We start from the raw sequence: 17,161 nt of genomic DNA, 5'->3' as shown, positions 1-17,161 counted from the left end.
ATCATGCTCCCGTCGAGCGGCTGAACAGCGCGCGTGTGAACAGCGGGCGGTTGCGCACCCGCAGCCAGAAGATGAAGCCGACGAGCGCCGCGACGATCACGTGCAGGCCGACGAGGCCGACGCCGAACGACAGCTTGCCCTGCTCGATCTGCGCCTGCACGACGTTCAGCAGGTTCGAGTAGGTCAGGTAGATCAGCACGGCCATCACGAGGTTGATCGTGCGGCTGCGGCGCGGGTTCTGGTACGCGAGCGGGATGCCGAGCACCATCAGATTGATCGCGATCAGCGGCAGCCCCGCGCGCCATGCGAATTCCGCGAGCTTTTCGCGCGTCGGGTTGCGCAGCAGCTCGAGCGTCGGCGTGCTGTTGGTCGTCTGCACGTTGACGACCGGCTTGCTCATGATCTTCACGCCGTAGCGCTCGAACTCCATGATCTTGAAGTTCGGCTGGCCGGGCGAGCCGTCGTAGCGGCGGCCGTCCTCGAGCACGACGAAGCGGTCGCCGTTCTTCGTGGTCTCGGTGTGGCCCGTCTGCGACACGACGACGTTGACCTTGCCGTTCTCGGTCGACGTGACGAACACGTTCTGCACCTTGCTCTGGTCAGGCGACATCTTCTCGATGAAGAACACGCGGTGGCTCGCCGCCGATTCGCGGAACTGGCCGGGCGCGAGCAGCGAGATCTCGTCGCGCTGCTGGAAGCGCGCCCTGATCATCTTGCTCTGCTGGTTCGACCACGGCCAGCCGACGAACGCGAAGAACGCGATCAGCAGGATGATCGGCGTCGCGAACACGCCGATCGGCTTGATGAGGCGGGTCAGGCTCACGCCGGACGCGAGCCAGACGACCATTTCGGAGTCCCGGTACCACCGGGTCAGCACGAACAGGATCGACACGAACAGCGTGACGACGAGCATCACGGCGAGGTAGCCGATCACGGTGAGGCCGATCAGCACGAGCACGTCCTTCGGGTCGATTTCACCGGACGCGGCGTAGCCGACGATGCGGATCATCATCGTCGTGAGCATGATCGTGAGCAGCACCATGAACACGGCGCCAGCCGTATACGCAAGCTCGCGCTGGAGGGAGCGTTCGAAGATCATTCTTGAAGAGAAGAGGGCGGGAAGCTGCGCACGCGTGGGCAGGCGCTCGCGCCGCCACGGGAAAAATAGCGGATAATTGCGGCTTTCATCCTTAGCCCAGATTTTATCCGAGGACAAGCGCGATGGACTTTAGCATAAAAGGCTGTGATTGGAGCAAAGGTGAGTCGAAGGGGTTCCTGACCGGCAAGTCGGACTGCATCGTGCTCGGCATCTTCGAGGCGCAGACGCTGTCGGGCGCCGCGCTCGACATCGATACGGCGACCAAGGGGCTGATCTCCCGCGTCGTGAAGGCCGGCGACATGGACGGCAAGCGCGGCAAGACGCTGTTCCTGCACGAGGTGCAAGGCATCGGCGCGTCGCGCGTGCTGCTGGTCGGCCTCGGCAAGCAGGATGCTTTCAATCAGAAAGCCTATAACGACGCGGTCACCGCCGCATGGCGCGCGCTGCTCGCGACCAAGGTCGTTCAGGTCACCTTCACGCTGGCCCAGCTGCCGGTCGACGAGCGCGGCTCCGACTGGGGCGTGCGCGCGGCGATCCTCGCGCTGCGCAACGAAACGTATCGCTTCACGCAGCTGAAGAGCAAGCCGGAACCGGCGTCGCATGCGCTGAAGCGCATCGTGTTCAGCGTCGATCCGGCCGACGAGAAGGCCGCAAAGGTCGCGGTCAAGCAGGCCGTCGCGCTCGCGAACGGGATGGATCTGACCCGCGATCTCGGCAACCTGCCGGGCAACGTCTGCACGCCGACCTATCTCGCGAACACCGCGAAGCAGCTCGCGAAGGACTGGGGCCTGAAGGCCGAGGTGCTCGGGCTCAAGCAGGTCCAGGCGCTCAAGATGGGCTCGTTCCTGTCAGTCGCGCGCGCGTCGGTCGAGCCGGCGCAGTTCATCGTGCTGCACTACCAGGGCGCCGCGGCGAAGGCCAAGCCGGTCGTGCTGGTCGGCAAGGGCATCACGTTCGACACGGGCGGCATCTCGCTGAAGCCGGGCGAGGGCATGGACGAGATGAAGTACGACATGTGCGGCGCTGGCTCGGTGCTCGGCACGATCCGCGCGGTTGCGGAGATGGGCCTGAAGATCAATGTCGTCGCGATCGTCCCGACCTGCGAGAACATGCCGGGCGGCAACGCGACGAAGCCGGGCGACATCGTCACCAGCATGAAGGGGCTGACGATCGAGGTGCTGAACACCGACGCCGAGGGCCGCCTGATCCTGTGCGACGCGCTGACCTACGCGGAGCGCTTCAAGCCGGCCGCGGTGATCGACGTCGCGACGCTGACGGGCGCCTGCGTGATCGCGCTCGGCGGCCACAACAGCGGCCTGTTCTCGAAGGACGACGCGCTCGCGGGCGAACTGCTCGACGCGTCGCGCGAGGCGAACGATCCGGCATGGCGCATGCCGCTCGACGACGAATACCAGGACCAGCTGAAGTCGAACTTCGCGGATCTCGCGAACATCGGCGGGCGTCCGGCCGGCGCCGTGACGGCCGCGTGCTTCCTGTCGCGCTTCACCGACAGCTACCCGTGGGCGCACCTCGACATCGCGGGCACCGCGTGGAAGGGCGGCGCGGCGAAGGGCGCGACCGGCCGTCCGGTGCCGCTGCTCGCGCAATTCCTGATCGACCGCGCCGGCCAGTGATGGCAGCGTGGTCGACAATGCGGGCGGGCGGGCGATGACGCGGATCGATTTCCACACGAACGTCGGCGATTCGCTCGCTTACGCGTGCCGGCTGCTGCGCAAGGCCTACCAGGCCGGGCAGTCGGTCGTCGTGCTCGCGGAGCCCGCGCGGCTGCGCGCGCTCGACGAGCGGCTTTGGACGTTCTCGCCGCTCGATTTCATCCCGCATTGCGGGATCGACAGCCAGCATGCGGCCGACACGCCGATCGTGCTGGCCGCCGATCTCGACAAGGTGCCGCATCACCAGGTGCTGCTGAATCTCGGCGCGGCGGTGCCCGCGCAGTTCGCGCGCTTCGAGCGGCTGCTCGAGGTGGTCGGCAACGAGCCGGCCGAACTGGCCGCGGGCCGCGAGCGCTACCGCTTCTATCGCGATCGCGGTTATGCGCTGAACAACTACAAGCAGGGCAGCTAGCCCGGCAGTCGACGGAGTATCACCGTGGGACAAGCCGAAACCTCCTCCATCCCGATGCTGACGGACGTGCTGGTGCCGGGCCATCCGGCGCCCGCGCGCCGGCCTGAGGCCGGGTTGCCGCAGGACGACGCGGCGATTCCGGTGCTCACCGACGTGATCGCGCCGGGCAATCCGGTCGCGGCGGCGCCGGAGGCTGCGGCGGAGACGGTGCGACCGGCCGAGGCGGCCGCGCCTGCCGACATCGAAGCCGACCCCGCGACGGTCGTGGTCCAGCCGGTGCCGACGCCGGAGGTGCCGGTCGTCGAACTGGCGCCGGTCCCGCAGGCGGGCGTGCCCGAGATGGCGACGCAGGCTGCCGCGATCGCGGCAGCGTTGACGCCGGAAGACGCGCAGCACATCGCCGAGCGGCTGCGCGATCGTCTGACGAATTACCTGACCGGGGAAGGGCGGGACGCGATCGAGGCGCGCTGCCGCGATGCGCTGCACGACCATACGGCGTGGCTCGTCAGCCAGATCACGCGCGAAGTGGCGCTGGCGCTCGAGACCGAAGTGATGGATTGGGTGCGGGACGCGGTCGACGACGAGATCGCGCGCCGCCGCACCGGACATTTGGGCTGACCGGGCCGGCCGGCCTTATCTCAGCGACATCACCCAGTTCGCGAGGGCGTGCGCTTCGGCGCCCGTCAGCTGGGTATTGGCGGGCATCGGTACGCTGCCCCACACGCCGACGCTGCCTTTCACGATCACCTGCGCGAGGTAGTCGCTCGCGTCGCTGCGCGGCGCGTACTTGCCCGCGATATCGTGGAATGACGGGCCCATCAGCGGCTTGCTGACCGCATGGCAGGCCATGCAGTTCTTGCGCTGTGCGAGCGCGAGGCCGTCCGCTTCTGCGGCGTGTGCAGCCGTGCTGCCGAGCAGCAGGGCCAGGAGCGTCGCACGCAAAATCATCTGTTTCATGCCGTTCTCCGCCGGCAGGCACCGCCGGCTTGACTCCCGGGCATTATAAAAGCAAAGGGAGCACGCGTTTTTCGTGCTCCCTTTGCGTGCGATCAATCAGGGCCGCATCTCGGCCCGGCCGGACGTCAGCCGGTGACGGCGCCCTGGTTCGCCGGGCGGGCGAGCGCGGCGAACTTCGCGAGCACGCCGCGCGTGTAGCGCGGCGCCGGCTGCTTCCACGCGGCGCGGCGGCGCGCCAGTTCGGCGTCGTCGACATTCAGCTGCAGCAGCAGCTTGTGCGCGTCGATCGTGATCGAATCGCCTTCCTGCACGAGCGCGATCGTGCCGCCGACGAATGCTTCCGGCGCGACGTGGCCGACCACCATCCCCCAGGTGCCGCCCGAGAAGCGGCCGTCGGTGATGAAGCCGACCGATTCGCCGAGGCCCTTGCCGATGATCGCCGAGGTCGGCGCGAGCATTTCCGGCATCCCCGGGCCGCCTTGCGGGCCGAGGTAGCGCAGCACGAGGATGTCGCCCGCGTGGATCCGGTCGCCGAGGATCGCTTCCAGCGCGCTCTGCTCGTCGTCGAACACGCGAGCCGGGCCCGTGATGACCGGGTTCTTCAGGCCGGTGATCTTCGCGACCGCGCCGTCTTCCGCGAGATTGCCCTTCAGGATCGCGAGGTGGCCCTCCTTGTACAGCGCCTGCGCGATCGGGAAGATCACCTTCTGGTCCGCGCGCGGCGCGCTCGGCACGTCCTTCAGCTCCTCGGCGAGCGTGCGGCCCGTGATCGTCATGCAGTCGCCGTGCAGCAGGCCGGCGTCGAGCAGGATCCTCAGCACCTGCGGAATGCCGCCGGCCTGGTGCAGGTCGGTCGCGACGTACTGGCCCGACGGCTTCAGGTCGCAGATCACCGGCACGCGCTTGCGGATGCGCTCGAAATCGTCGATCGTCCAGTCGACCTCGGCCGCGTGCGCGATCGCCAGATAGTGCAGCACCGCGTTGGTCGAGCCGCCCGTCGCCATGATCAGCGACACCGCGTTCTCGATCGACTGCTTCGTGATGATGTCGCGCGGCTTCAGGTCCTGCTTGACCGCTTCGACCAGCACGCGCGCCGATTCGGCCGCGGAGTCGACCTTTTCCTGGTCCGGGTTCGCCATCGTCGACGAGTACAGCAGCGACATGCCGAGCGCCTCGAACGACGAGCTCATCGTGTTCGCGGTGTACATGCCGCCGCACGAGCCCGTCGTCGGGCACGCGTTCTGCTCGACCCCTTCGAAATCCTCCTGCGACATCCGGCCCGCGGTGAACTCGCCGACCGCCTCGAACGACGACACGATCGTCAGGTCGCGACCCTTCCAGTGGCCCGGGCGGATCGTGCCGCCGTACACGTAGATGCCCGGCACGTTCAGGCGCGCGAGCGCGATCATCCCGCCCGGCATGTTCTTGTCGCAGCCGCCGACGACGACCACGCCGTCCATCCACTGGCCCTGCGCGCAGGTTTCGATGCAGTCGGCGATCACTTCGCGCGACACGAGCGAATACTTCATCCCCTCCGTGCCCATCGACATGCCGTCCGAGATCGTCGGCGTGCCGAAGATCTGCGGATTCGCGCCGGCGTCCTTCACGGCCGCGACCGCCGCGTCCGACAGGCGCTGCAGGCCCGCGTTGCACGGCGTGATCGTCGAATGGCCGTTGGCGATGCCGATCATCGGCTTGTCGAAATCTTCCTTCCGGTAGCCGAGCGCGTAATACATCGAGCGGTTCGGCGAACGGGCCACGCCCTGCGTGATGTTCCTCGAGCGGCGGTTGTATGACATGGGGGACTCCATCCTTGTTGGTGGGGACGTCGGCGGGTGCATCCGGATGCGACGCATCGACTCGCTGAGGCAAGAATGCAATGTCCGTTTGCGCGTGTCCAATATATTATTCATAGCCTATTAGGTCGATTTTCATATCACTGTCCGATGCCTGACCTGACCCCCGATCTGCGCCAGTGGCGCTATTTCGTGACCGTCGCCGAGGAGCGCCATTTCGGCCGAGCGGCGGCACGCCTGTCGATGACGCAGCCGCCGCTGTCGCAGGCGATCCGCGCGCTCGAGGACCTGCTCGGCGTCGCGCTGTTCGTCCGTACCAAGCGCTCGGTCGCGCTGACCGCGGTCGGCGCGGCGCTGCTGCCGGACGTGCGCAGGCTGCTGGAGGCGGCCGATGCGCTGCCGCCGCGCGCGCAGAGTCTCGCGCGCGGCGAGACCGGCTCGCTTGCGCTCGCGTTCGTGTCGACCGCCGACTACGGGCTCTTGCCGTCGCTGCTGCGCGCGTTCGGCGCGCGCTATCCGCAGGTGCGGCTGCAGCTCGAGGAGGCGACCAGCGACGTGCAGATCGAGGAGCTTGCCGCCGGCCGGATCGACGCCGGGCTGATCATTCCGCCGGTGCCGCCGCGTCATGCGGCCGAGCTGTCGTACCTGCCGGTCGTGCGCGAGCTGCTCGTGCTGGCGATGCCGGCCGCCGAAGCACTGGCCGACGCGCCCGAGGATGAGCCGGTGCGGCTCGCCGACGTCGCCGCGCTGCCGCTCGTGATCTTTCCGCGCCGTTTGGCGCCCGGCTTTTATGACATCATTACGGGCTGCTACGGCGCGGCGGGGGCAACCCCGCGCATCGGCCAGGAAGCGATCCAGATGCAGACGATCGTGAGCCTCGTGTCGGCCGGCATGGGCGTCGCACTGGTGCCGCAATCGCTGCGTAACCTGCGGCGCACCGGCGTGGTCTACCGGCCGCTCGCGAACGGCGCGCCCGTCGTCGAGACGGGCCTCGTGTGGCGCACCGGCGACGTCAGCCCCGTGCTGGCCGGCTTCATCGACATCGTGCGCGCGCGGGCGTTCGTCCGCGCATGACGCGAACGATGGCGCGCCGGCGCCGTCCAATGCGCGACGCGACGCAGATGCGCGCGCCGCGCCGAATTCGAAAACTTCACCGCTAACCCATGATCATTCACCCGAATTTCGACCCCGTTGCGATCCATCTCGGGCCGCTGGCCGTGCGCTGGTACGGGCTCATGTATCTCGTCGCGTTCATCGCGGCGATCGTCGTCGGCCGGCTGCGCCTGAAGCCGCCGCATGTGGCCGCGCAGGGCTGGACCGTGAAGGACATCGACGACATGATGTTCTACGGCGTGCTGGGCACGGTGCTCGGCGGCCGGCTCGGCTACGTGCTGTTCTACAAGGCGGGCTACTACCTCGCACATCCGCTCGACGTCTTCAAGGTATGGGAAGGCGGAATGTCGTTTCACGGCGGCTTTCTCGGCGTGACGCTCGCGATGATGCTGTTCGCATGGCAGCGCAAGCGCCACTGGCTGCAGGTCACCGACTTCGTCGCGCCGATGGTGCCGACGGGGCTGGCGGCGGGCCGGCTCGGCAACTTCATCAACGGCGAGCTGTGGGGCCGCGTGACCGATCCGAATTCGCCGTGGGCGATGCTGTTCCCGGGCGCGATGCGCGACGATGCGGCCTGGCTGCCCGCGCATCCGGAGCTCGTCGCGAAGTGGCATCTGGCCGACGTGTTCATGCAGTACCAGATGCTGCCGCGCCATCCTTCGCAGCTCTATGAAATCGCGCTCGAAGGCGTCGTGCTGTTCTTCGCGCTGTTCTTCTTCTCGCGCAAGTCGCGGCCGATGGGCGCGATATCCGCGCTGTTCCTGATCGGCTACGGTCTCGCGCGCTTCACGGTCGAGTTCGCGCGCGAACCGGACGACTTCCTCGGGCTGCTTGCGCTCGGCCTGTCGATGGGGCAATGGCTGTCGCTGCCGATGATCCTCGCGGGCGTCGCGCTGATGGTCTGGGCATACCGCCGCCGTGCGGCGGCCGCGGCCGCGTGATGCGATCGCGCGACTGACGCACCAACGAAAAACGCCGGCCACTGGGCCGGCGTTTTCGCATCCGATGTGCTCGAGCGTCTTGCGTTACTTCATCTGCACCGAGCCGTTGACCGTGACCGACACGGTCGCCTTGCCGCCTTCGACCGCGATCGGCGCGCTCATCTTCGCGCTGTCCATCGGTGCTGCCGCCATCGCCATCATGCGCGGATACGGCTGCACGTTGCGGCCGCTGCCGACGTTGACGTCGCGAATCGAATAGTTGTTGTAGCCGAACGCCTTCGCGGCTTCGTCCGCGCGCACGCGGAACGACTTGATCGCTTCGGTCGTGAGCTTCTGCTCGGCCGCGCGCTGCGCTTCCGGCGACAGCGAGAACTCGACGTTCGCGACCTGCATCAGGTTCGACAACTGGCCCGCGAGCTTCGACGCTGCGGCGAAATCGCGCGATTCGAGCACGACCTCGGTGCGGCCGCGCCATGCGGAGATCCTGCCGTCGCGGTCAGTGCTCGGATAGACTGAGAACGCGCCCGTGTGCGCAGTGACGCCCGGCACGCCCTTCGCCTGCGCGAGCGCGGCGTCGGCGCGCTGGTTCAGCGCGGACGTCAGGCTGCCCGGGTCCTTTGCCTGCTGCTCGTAGAACAGCGTGATGTGGATGATGTCCTGCGGCACCTCGGCGCTGGCCTGCGACGACAGCGACAGCACGCCCGACGGCTCCGGAAAGTGCGGGTTGACGGCCTGCGCGCGCGCCGCGGGCGACGCGAGCGTCAGCGCGACGGGAACGGCGGCGGCGAGAACGAGCGACAGCGCGAGTGCGGATTTCTTGGTCATTGTTGGACTCCTTGTGCGAGGGCGCGCACGCGGATCGCGCGTGCGCGACGCGGGCGGGCCGCGCGACGAAAAAACGACAGCCGGCCCGATTGGCCGGCAGCGGTTGCTTAGGCTGCGCGACCGCGCCGCGAGTTCCGGACGGGCGGTCGTGCGTTGACCAAATTTGACGTTCGCCCGTTCGCGCTCACTTCATCAGCCGTTCGGTGATGAAGCGCCATTCGGCACGCGTGACGGGCGTGATCGACAGCCGGTTGCCTTTGGCGAGCACGCGCATGTCGGCGAGCTCGTCGTATTCGCGCAGCGCGGCGAGCGGCACGAGCGCCGCCTTCTTCACGAAGCGCACGTCAACGAGCAGCCAGCGCGGCGTTTCCTGCGTCGACTTCGGATCGTAATAGGGGCTCTTCGGATCGAACTGCGTGGGATCGGGGTAGGGCGTCGACGACACTTCGGCGAGGCCCGCGATGCCGGGCTCGGGGCAGCTCGAGTGATAGAACAGCACGCCGTCGCCGATCTGCATCGTGTCGCGCATGAAATTGCGCGCCTGATAGTTGCGCACGCCGGTCCACGGCAGCGTGCGCTGCGGCGCGTGAGCGAGATCGTCGATGCTCGCTTCGTCCGGTTCGGACTTCATCAGCCAGTATTGCATGGATCGTGATCGATGCAGAAACAGACCCTGGAAAAGGAAACGGCATCGGGATCACCCGATGCCGTTGGATAGGCCCCCGCCTTGGCCGCTAGGCCGGCATCCTGAACCTGGGGTTCAGAATTGGTCGCAGTTAGCAGCACTTCGGGTACATCAGACAGAGTGACGCGCGCGCCCGTGCTACAAATTTCCGCAACCGTGCACATGGCATTGGTTCAAGGAATATATGACCTTGGCGAACCAGGCAGGGAAGCTGACAAAACTGTGAAACTGTGAATCTCTGCGTCCAATTTGACCACCGTTGCCCGTGGAGATCAAGGGAAATCGACGCATCGATTCGGGTTACTGCGTCTCGTGCTGTGCGAGCACCGCACCGAGCTGTTCATTCATCTGGCGCATTGTACGCCGGATTTCTTCCGCGGGAAATGCTTCACCGTGACGCACGCTCTGCTGCAGCCGCAGCAGTTCCGACGCGAGCGACAGCGCCGCCATCACGGCGATGCGGTCGGTGCCGCGCACCGAGCTGTTCGAGCGGATCTTCGTCATTTCCGCGTCGACGCGCGCGACGGCTTCCAGCAGCGCGGCTTCGGTCTCGGCCGAACAGGCGAGCCGGTAGGCCTGGCCGAGAATCGAGACTTCGATCTGCTTGGTGCTCATGCATGTTCTCCGTGGCTGGCTGCGTCGTCGCTATCGGTGCGCGACTGCGCATCCAGCAGGTCGAGCTGGTTGTCGGCTTCCGCCGCGCTCTTCGTGCGCGGCAGCTTCTCGAGAATCGCGTTCAGCTTGACCTGCGCGTCGTCGATCTTCGCCGACAGCGTGTCGCGTTCCTCCGCGAGCGCGTTGCGTTCCTCGCGCAGCTGCGTGAGCTCGCTACGCACCGTGTCCGCTTCCGCGCGCAGTTGCGCGACCTGCTCCTCGAGCGCGAGCCGTTCCGAGTGATAGCGCTGGTTCAGCGCAATCAGTCGGCCAATATTTTGAGATAAGGTTTCGAGTTCGTTGAGCATCTGCTGCGTCCTCTAAAGACCCAGCATTTTAGCGCGGAATAACGCACATTCCGACATATGTAACGTTTCCAGTCGTAACACCCCCGCTTCTTGCCGCGAATATGTCGGTCGCGCATCGCGCGGACCGCTTTCTTGACGCTCTCGCTGCCCGCTCCTAAACTTGGCGCCGCCTCGGTGCTCGCGCGTGCGACGCGCGGTTAAACGGGAAGCAGGGCGCGGGCTCCGCCAGGAGCCGCCAACCTGCGCTGCCCCCGCAACGGTAAGCGGCCGCATCGGACGATGCAGGCCGGCTCGGGTGCGCTCGGCGTGTGCGGTTCGCACGCGGGCGCAGGCCACTGCGCATGTCTCGCGCGGGAAGGCGAGCCGGAACGCCGCCAGCCCGGATACCGGCCGAGGCGGGGAGCCCGTGCGCGGGCTTCGTGACGCGCGGCCTGCGGGGAAGCGGGGCGCGCTGCGGTTCACAGGACTTTCTTCGATGCTGACCCCAATCGCTCGCACGGCGCTCGGCGCGCTTTGCGGGCTGCCGCTCGCCGCCGCCGCGCAGACGGCTGCGGCCGACGGCGATGGCCCCGCCGCACCCGCGGCCACGTTCACCGGCCATGCCATCGACGCCGCGCAGCTCGCGCCGGTCGTCGTCACCGCGCAGCGCGCGCCGCAGGCGCTCGCCGACGCGATCCCGCAAACCACCGTGTTCGACGCGCAGGACATTGCCGCGCATCCCGGCGCCGACCTGCCGACGCTGCTCGCGCTCGCGCCGGGCGCGCAGATCGTGCGCAACGGCGGGCCGGGCGCGACGGCGACGCTGTTCCTGCGCGGCGCGCAATCGACGCAGTCGCTCGTGCTGATCGACGGCGTGCGGGTCGATTCCGCGAGTCTCGGCGCCGCGCAACTGAGCCAGCTGCCGCTCGACCAGATCGAGCGCGTCGAGGTCGTGAACGGCAACGTGTCGTCACTGTACGGCTCCGGCGCGATCGGCGGCGTCGTGCAGGTGTTCACGAAGCACGGCGGCAATCATCCGCCGCGTTTCAGTTTCGCGGTCGGCCTCGGCAGCTACGGTACGCAGACGCAGCAGGCGGGCGTGTCGGGCCGGCTCGACGGCGACGGCAGGACGACCTTCAGCGTGTCGGTCGCGCGCGAGAAGGACAATGGGTTCTCCGCGCTCGATCCGGCGAAGCGGCCGAAGGCGAACCCGAACGCGAACGGCTACCTGAACGAGAGCGTCACCGCGTCGCTGCGGCACCGCTTCGACGCGCGGTGGGACGCGGGCGTCAGCTATTTCCAGTCGAACGGCAACAACAGCTACGACAACGCGTTCGGCGCGCCGACCGACCTGAACAACCTGTATTCGCGCGTGCAGCAGGCGCGCGCATTCGCGAACGGCAAGCTGTTCGCCTGGTGGACGACGCACGTGAGCGCCGCGATCGGCAACGACCGCAGCCAGTCGGAACTGAATGGCGCGTACACCGACCACTTCAATACCGACAACCGCCAGTACACGTGGCAGAACGATTTCCGGATCGTGCCGGACCACGTGATCCAGGCCGGCTACGAGCGGCTCGACCAGCAGTTCACGTCGAATGTCTATTCGGCGCCGCAGCGTCACGTGAATTCCGGCTGGCTCGGCTACACGGCGCGCGTCGGCCGTCAGCAGTTCCAGGCGAACGTGCGGCGCGACCAGTATTCGGATTTCGGGGGCGCGAACTCGTACTATCTCGGTTACGGTCTCGATCTCACCGATCGGTGGAAGGTCACCGCGAGCTATTCGAGCGCGTTTCGCGCGCCGAGCTTCAACGACCTCTATTTCCCGATGGCCGGCAATCCGTCGATCCAGCCGGAGCGCAGCCATTCGGTCGAGGCCGCGGTGCAGTATGCATCGGATGCGGTCGGCGTCGTGCGCGTCACCGCGTTCCAGACGCGCTACTCGAACCTGATCAACTATCGTCCCGCCGCGAACAGTGTCTTCTATGTCGCGCAGAATGTCGGCCGTGCAAAGGTGCAGGGGCTCGAAGCATCGTGGCAGGGGCATGTCGGCGCGACCGACGTGCGGGTCGCGGCCACCTTGCAGAACCCGGTCGACGAATCGCAAAATCAGGACCTGGACCGCCGCGCGCGGCGTTTCGCGTCGACCGCGGTGAGCCGTGCGTTCGGTCCCGTGCGCGTCGGCGGCGAATGGCTCGTCAGTGGCGCGCGCAACGATTCGGGCGGCGGGCGGCTCGGCGGCTACGGGCTCGTCAACCTGTCCGCGCGCTACGACATCACGAAGGCGTGGTACGTCAGCGCGCGCATCGACAACTTCTTCGACAAGGACTACGAGCTTGCCTACGCCTACAACACACCGCGACGCGGCGCCTATGTCACGCTCGGCTGGCAGCAGCAGTAGGCGGCCGGGCGGCGCGCCCGCGCGCGCGGGACAGGACCCCGCATGAGCCCCGCCCGCGCCGCCGCGATCTGGGCCACGCTCGCGGCCGCGGTCGCCGCGCTGTTCGTCGCGTCGCTGACGATCGGCAGCGTGCCGATCTCGCCGCTGCGGGCGCTCGCGTCGCTCGTGCCGCACGGCGGCGACGCGTCGGGCGGCACGGCGCTGTTCGCCGACATCGTCCGTACGCTGCGCGTGCCGCGCGCGCTCGCCGGCTTCGCGTGCGGCGCGCTGCTCGCGCTCGCGGGTGCGCTGCTGCAGGTGCTGCTGCGCAATCCGCTCGCCGAGCCGTACGTGCTCGGCGTGTCGGGTGGCGCGGCCGGTTTCGCGCTGGTCGCGATGATCGCGGGCGGCGCGTGGTGGCTCGTCGATGCGTCGGCGTTCGCCGGCGCGCTCGTGTCGATGCTGCTCGTGCTCGGCCTCGCGCGTCGCGAGCTGTGGCGCGGCGACGCGCGCGACGCGTCGCCGCGGCTGCTGCTCACCGGCGTCGTGATCGCGGCCGGGTGGGGCGCGCTCGTCACGCTGCTGCTGTCGCTCGCGCCTGATGCGCGGCTGCGCGGCATCATCTTCTGGCTGACGGGCGACCTGAACGGCGCCGCGATGCCGTGGTTCGCGTGGGCCGCGCTCGCGCTCGCCGCGGGCGTCGCGCTGCCGGCCGCGCCGCAACTGAACGTGCTGCTGCGCGGCGACGCGACCGCGCTCGCGCTCGGCGTGCCGGTCGCGCGGCTGCGCGTGCGGATCTATCTCGTCGCGTCGCTGGCCGCCGCGGCCGCGGTCACGACCGCCGGCACGATCGGCTTCGTCGGGCTCGTCGTTCCGCACGCGCTGCGCCTCGCGTTCGGCAACGACCAGCGCATGCTGCTGCCCGCCGTGATGCTCGCGGGCGGCGGCGGCGTGATGGCGGCCGACCTGCTCGCGCGCACCGTGATCGCGCCCGCGCAACTGCCGGTCGGCGTGATGACCGCGCTGATCGGCGTGCCGGTGTTCCTGTGGATGTTGCTGAGGAGGCCGATGCGATGAGCGTGACCGAATCCCGTCGTTCCGGCGATGCCGGATACGCGGCCGTCGACCTGACGCTGCGGGCCGGCGCGCGCACGCTGCTGAGCGGTTTCACGCAGTCGTTCCGGCCCGGCGAGATCTGGTGCGTCGCGGGGCCGAACGGCGCCGGCAAGACGACGCTGCTCGCGACGCTCGCGGGCCTCTCCGCGCCATCGGGCGGCCACGTCGAAGCCGATGGCCGGCCGCTCGTCGCGTGGCCGGCCGCGCAGCTCGCGCAGCGGCGCGCGCTGATGCCGCAGCAACTGCACGACGCGTTCAGCGCGACCGTGTTCGATACGGTCCTGCTGAGCCGCTTCCCGTATCTCGGCGGCTGGGGCTGGGAGCGCGACGGCGATCGCGCGGCCGCGCGCGATGCGCTGGCGACCTTCGGCCTGGCGGCGTTCGCCGGGCGCGACGTGCTGTCGCTGTCCGGCGGCGAACGGCAGCGCGTCGCGCTGGCCGCGACGCTGTGCCAAGGCGCGCCGCTGCTGCTGCTCGACGAGCCGCTTGCGCATCTCGACCTGCATCACCAGATCGACTGCCTGACCGCGCTGGCCGAGTGGCTCGAAGCCGGCCAGCGCACCGTGCTGTTTTCGTGCCACGATCTGAATCTCGCGCGGCGCTTCGCGACGCACGCGCTGCTGCTTGATGGACGCGGCCGCGCATGGGCGGGGCTCGTGCATGACGTGCTGACGCCCGAACGCGCGAGCGACGCGTTCGGCTATCCGCTCGTGCTGATCCGCCAGGACGGCCGCGATGCGCTGCTGCCCGCGTGGCCGGAGCGGCGATGAATGCCTTTCTTTCGACGCGCGGCGGTTGCCGCGCCCATGAGGTGAACTCCTGATGACACCGACCGACTTCCTGCCCGAGATCGCGCCGCTCGACGCTTCGCTGCGCGCGCGCCTGCAACATGTGATCGACCACAAGACCAAGCCGCCCGGCAGCCTTGGCCAGCTCGAGGCGCTGGCGCTGCAGCTCGGCATGATCCAGCGCACCGAGCGTCCGCTCGTGCAGCGTCCGGTGACGATCGTGTTCGCCGCCGACCACGGGATCGCGGCCGAAGGCGTGAGTCCGTATCCGCAGGCCGTGACCGCGCAGATGGTCGCGAACTTCCTCGCCGGCGGCGCGGCGATCAACGCGTTCTCGGGCGTCGCGCAGAGCACGCTCGAGATCGTCGACGCGGGCGTCGCGTCACCGCTGCCCGCGTCCGACCGGCTGATCGCGCTGCCGATCGCGCGCGGCACGCGCAACTTCGCGCAGGAGCCCGCGATGACGCGCGACGAGGCCGTCGCCGCGCTCGAGGCCGGCGCGGCGCGCGTGCGCCATCATGCGGCGCTCGGCACCAACGTGATCGGCTTCGGCGAGATGGGCATCGCGAACACGTCGTCCGCCGCATGCCTGATGAGCCGCCTGCTCGACGTGCCGATCGACGCCTGCGTCGGGCGCGGCACCGGCCTCGACGACAAGGGGCTCGCGCACAAGCGCGCGGTGCTCGGGCACGCGCTCGCGCGGCATTCGCATGCGATCACGCCGCTCGACGTGCTCGCGACGTTCGGCGGCTTCGAGATCGCGATGATGACGGGCGCGTTTCTCGCGGCGGCGAGGGAGCGGATGACGATCCTCGTCGACGGCTTCATCGCGACGTCCGCGCTGCTGGTCGCCGAGCGGCTCGCGCCGGCGGTGCGCGACTACTGCGTGTTCTCGCACGCGTCGCACGAGGCGGGGCACCGCCGGATGCTCGAGCATTTCGGCGCGAAGCCGCTGCTCGCGCTCGACCTGCGGCTCGGCGAGGGCACCGGCGCCGCGCTCGCGCTGCCGCTCGTGTGCGCGGCGGCGGCGTTCATGCGCGAGATGGCGAGCTTCGAATCCGCGGGCGTCGACGATCGTGACGCCTGACCGGACGACCGGCCTGCGCGCCGAGCTGCGTTACTTCTTCGTCGCGCTCGGCTATTTCACGCGCGTGCCGGTGCCGCGCGCGATCGGCTATGCGGCGGGCGATCTCGATCAGGCCGCGCGCTACTTCCCGCTGGTCGGCGCATGCGTCGGCGCGTGGGGCGCGCTCGTCTACCTGGCCGCGCTGCGCGTGTTCCCGGCATCGATCGCGGTCGGCCTGTCGATCGCCGCGACGCTCGTCGCGACCGGCGCGTTCCACGAGGACGGGCTGGCCGACAGCTGCGACGCGTTCGGCGGCGGCTATACGCGCGACGACGTGCTGCGCATCATGCACGACTCGCGGATCGGCACGTTCGGCGCCGTCGCGCTCGTGATCGCGCTCGGCCTGAAGTGGCAGGCGCTCGCCGCGCTGCCGCCGCTGCGCGCCGCGTGGACGATGATCGCCGCGCACGCGGCGAGCCGTGTGGCGGCGGTGAGCCTGCTGATGTCGCTCGACTACGTGCGGGCGGAAGGCAAGGCCAAGCCGGTCGCGCAGCGGATGGGGCCGCGCGCCGCGCTGGTCGCGGCGGCGTTCGGGCTGCCGTGGCTGTTCTGGCCGGACTGGCGCATGGGCGTCGCCGCGCTCGGCGCGCTCGTGCTGCTGCGCGCGTGGCTCGCGCGCTACCTGGTCCGGCGGATCGGCGGCTATACCGGCGATTGCCTGGGCTTCGCGCAGCAACTGAGCGAGTTGACGATCTGCCTCGTGGTGCTCGGATGGACGTCGTCCTGATTCGCCATCCGGCGGTCGCCGTCGATCCGGGCGTGTGCTACGGACGCAGCGACGTGCCGCTCGCCGCGTCGGCGCAGGCCGGCGCGCAGGTGGTGCGCGAACGGCTCGACGCGTTGCGCGCGCCATTGCCGCAGCGCATCTGGTCGAGCCCGCTCGCGCGGTGCGCGTCGGTCGGCGAACAACTCGCGCAGGCGCTCGGCGTGCCGTTGCAGTGCGACGGATGCTGGCGGGAGATGGACTTCGGCGCGTGGGAGATGCAGCGCTGGGACGACATCGACCGCGCGGCGCTCGATGCGTGGGCCGCCGATCTGATGCATGCCTGTGCGCATGGCGGCGAAAGCGTCGCGCGCTTCGCCGCGCGGGTCGCGCAAGGCGTCGACGCGACCGTGCAGGCCGACGCGCCGCAATGGGCGGTCACGCATGCCGGCGTGATCCGCGCGTTTGCGTCGCAGGTGCTGCGCGTGCCGCTCGACGCGCTGTTGTCGCGGCCGGTGCCGTTCGGCGGCATCGTGTGGCTGCGCATGCGCGATGCGGCCAGTGCGTGGGAGATCGTGCACTGGGACGCGTGAGCGTCGCACGTCC

General features: G+C 69.0%; 18 protein-coding genes, 1 other RNA gene and 1 riboswitch. Of the genes, 11 read left to right on the top strand and 8 right to left on the bottom strand.

Features of this window, described 5'->3' with window-relative positions:
• Window position 1: 1 nt before the first annotated feature.
• Window positions 2-1,099 (bottom strand): LPS export ABC transporter permease LptF, encoded by a 1,098-nt coding sequence (lptF, locus tag ACFIMZ_RS15160; RefSeq protein WP_431820216.1) that lies wholly within the window; start codon window positions 1,097-1,099, stop codon window positions 2-4.
• 122 nt (window positions 1,100-1,221) lie between these two features.
• On the opposite strand from lptF, the gene ACFIMZ_RS15155 reads away from it, so the two are divergent.
• Genes ACFIMZ_RS15155 through ACFIMZ_RS15145 form a run of 3 tightly spaced genes read left to right on the top strand, consistent with a single transcriptional unit; the run spans window position 1,222 to window position 3,802 of the window.
• A complete protein-coding gene (locus ACFIMZ_RS15155; protein WP_059932932.1) occupies window positions 1,222-2,733 on the top strand; it encodes a leucyl aminopeptidase in 1,512 nt (503 codons plus the stop codon).
• 34 nt (window positions 2,734-2,767) lie between these two features.
• Window positions 2,768-3,184, top strand: a complete 417-nt coding sequence (locus ACFIMZ_RS15150; RefSeq protein WP_431820215.1) for a DNA polymerase III subunit chi — start codon at window positions 2,768-2,770, stop codon at window positions 3,182-3,184.
• Window positions 3,185-3,208: 24 nt separating this feature from the next.
• The gene (locus ACFIMZ_RS15145) at window positions 3,209-3,802 is read left to right on the top strand and encodes a DUF2486 family protein (RefSeq protein ID WP_431820214.1); all 594 of its coding nucleotides are present in this window, start codon (window positions 3,209-3,211) and stop codon (window positions 3,800-3,802) included.
• A gap of 15 nt (window positions 3,803-3,817) precedes the next feature.
• Here the strand turns inward: ACFIMZ_RS15145 and ACFIMZ_RS15140 are convergent, their stop codons facing one another.
• Both ACFIMZ_RS15140 and ilvD read right to left on the bottom strand, forming a co-directional pair.
• Entirely contained in the window at window positions 3,818-4,141 is a 324-nt protein-coding gene (locus ACFIMZ_RS15140) for a c-type cytochrome (protein WP_431820213.1), read from the bottom strand.
• Window positions 4,142-4,266: 125 nt separating this feature from the next.
• Window positions 4,267-5,940 (bottom strand): dihydroxy-acid dehydratase, encoded by a 1,674-nt coding sequence (gene ilvD / locus ACFIMZ_RS15135; protein WP_431820212.1) that lies wholly within the window; start codon window positions 5,938-5,940, stop codon window positions 4,267-4,269.
• Window positions 5,941-6,087: 147 nt separating this feature from the next.
• Between ilvD and ACFIMZ_RS15130 the strand changes: the two genes are divergently transcribed.
• Both ACFIMZ_RS15130 and lgt read left to right on the top strand, forming a co-directional pair.
• On the top strand, window positions 6,088-7,011 hold the full coding sequence (locus tag ACFIMZ_RS15130; protein ID WP_431820211.1) for a LysR substrate-binding domain-containing protein: 924 nt from the start codon (window positions 6,088-6,090) through the stop codon (window positions 7,009-7,011).
• A gap of 89 nt (window positions 7,012-7,100) precedes the next feature.
• Window positions 7,101-7,991, top strand: coding sequence for a prolipoprotein diacylglyceryl transferase (lgt, locus tag ACFIMZ_RS15125; protein WP_431820210.1), 891 nt, complete (start codon window positions 7,101-7,103; stop codon window positions 7,989-7,991).
• Between the two features lie 84 nt (window positions 7,992-8,075).
• On the opposite strand, the gene ACFIMZ_RS15120 is transcribed toward lgt, so the two are convergent.
• From ACFIMZ_RS15120 to ACFIMZ_RS15100, 5 genes are all read right to left on the bottom strand, one after another.
• On the bottom strand, window positions 8,076-8,816 hold the full coding sequence (locus ACFIMZ_RS15120) for an SIMPL domain-containing protein (RefSeq protein WP_431820209.1): 741 nt from the start codon (window positions 8,814-8,816) through the stop codon (window positions 8,076-8,078).
• 184 nt (window positions 8,817-9,000) lie between these two features.
• Window positions 9,001-9,462: an EVE domain-containing protein gene (locus tag ACFIMZ_RS15115; protein ID WP_431820208.1), complete on the bottom strand. Its 462-nt coding sequence runs from the start codon at window positions 9,460-9,462 to the stop codon at window positions 9,001-9,003.
• Window positions 9,463-9,531: 69 nt separating this feature from the next.
• A non-coding RNA gene (ssrS, locus tag ACFIMZ_RS15110) (6S RNA) lies at window positions 9,532-9,713 on the bottom strand.
• Window positions 9,714-9,801: 88 nt separating this feature from the next.
• A complete protein-coding gene (locus ACFIMZ_RS15105; RefSeq protein WP_010090984.1) occupies window positions 9,802-10,116 on the bottom strand; it encodes a cell division protein ZapA in 315 nt (104 codons plus the stop codon).
• Window positions 10,113-10,463 carry an ATPase gene (locus ACFIMZ_RS15100; RefSeq protein WP_010090985.1) on the bottom strand — a complete coding sequence of 117 codons (351 nt, stop codon included), beginning with the start codon at window positions 10,461-10,463 and terminating at the stop codon, window positions 10,113-10,115. The genes ACFIMZ_RS15105 and ACFIMZ_RS15100 overlap by 4 nt, the downstream gene beginning before the upstream one ends.
• 155 nt (window positions 10,464-10,618) lie before the next feature.
• Window positions 10,619-10,872, top strand: a riboswitch (cobalamin riboswitch).
• 66 nt (window positions 10,873-10,938) lie between these two features.
• Between ACFIMZ_RS15100 and ACFIMZ_RS15095 the strand changes: the two genes are divergently transcribed.
• From ACFIMZ_RS15095 to cobC, 6 genes are read left to right on the top strand one after another with little or no spacing between them, the layout of a single operon-like run.
• On the top strand, window positions 10,939-12,843 hold the full coding sequence (locus tag ACFIMZ_RS15095) for a TonB-dependent receptor plug domain-containing protein (RefSeq protein WP_431820207.1): 1,905 nt from the start codon (window positions 10,939-10,941) through the stop codon (window positions 12,841-12,843).
• Between the two features lie 42 nt (window positions 12,844-12,885).
• The gene (locus ACFIMZ_RS15090; RefSeq protein ID WP_431820206.1) at window positions 12,886-13,899 is read left to right on the top strand and encodes a FecCD family ABC transporter permease; all 1,014 of its coding nucleotides are present in this window, start codon (window positions 12,886-12,888) and stop codon (window positions 13,897-13,899) included.
• Window positions 13,896-14,708: an ABC transporter ATP-binding protein gene (locus tag ACFIMZ_RS15085; protein ID WP_431820205.1), complete on the top strand. Its 813-nt coding sequence runs from the start codon at window positions 13,896-13,898 to the stop codon at window positions 14,706-14,708. Before ACFIMZ_RS15090 ends, ACFIMZ_RS15085 begins: the two co-directional genes overlap by 4 nt.
• Window positions 14,709-14,757: 49 nt before the next feature.
• Window positions 14,758-15,813, top strand: a complete 1,056-nt coding sequence (gene cobT / locus ACFIMZ_RS15080; RefSeq protein WP_431822506.1) for a nicotinate-nucleotide--dimethylbenzimidazole phosphoribosyltransferase — start codon at window positions 14,758-14,760, stop codon at window positions 15,811-15,813.
• Window positions 15,803-16,579, top strand: a complete 777-nt coding sequence (locus ACFIMZ_RS15075; RefSeq protein ID WP_431820204.1) for an adenosylcobinamide-GDP ribazoletransferase — start codon at window positions 15,803-15,805, stop codon at window positions 16,577-16,579. The genes cobT and ACFIMZ_RS15075 overlap by 11 nt, the downstream gene beginning before the upstream one ends.
• The gene (gene cobC, locus ACFIMZ_RS15070; protein ID WP_431820203.1) at window positions 16,564-17,148 is read left to right on the top strand and encodes an alpha-ribazole phosphatase; all 585 of its coding nucleotides are present in this window, start codon (window positions 16,564-16,566) and stop codon (window positions 17,146-17,148) included. The genes ACFIMZ_RS15075 and cobC overlap by 16 nt, the downstream gene beginning before the upstream one ends.
• The last annotated feature ends 13 nt before the right edge of the window (window positions 17,149-17,161 follow it).

The organism is Burkholderia sp. F1 (assembly GCF_050813845.1).
Lineage (GTDB): Bacteria > Pseudomonadota > Gammaproteobacteria > Burkholderiales > Burkholderiaceae > Burkholderia > Burkholderia ubonensis.
Note: the sequence above shows the minus strand (reverse complement) of the source record. Positions and strands in the feature narration are given on the sequence as shown.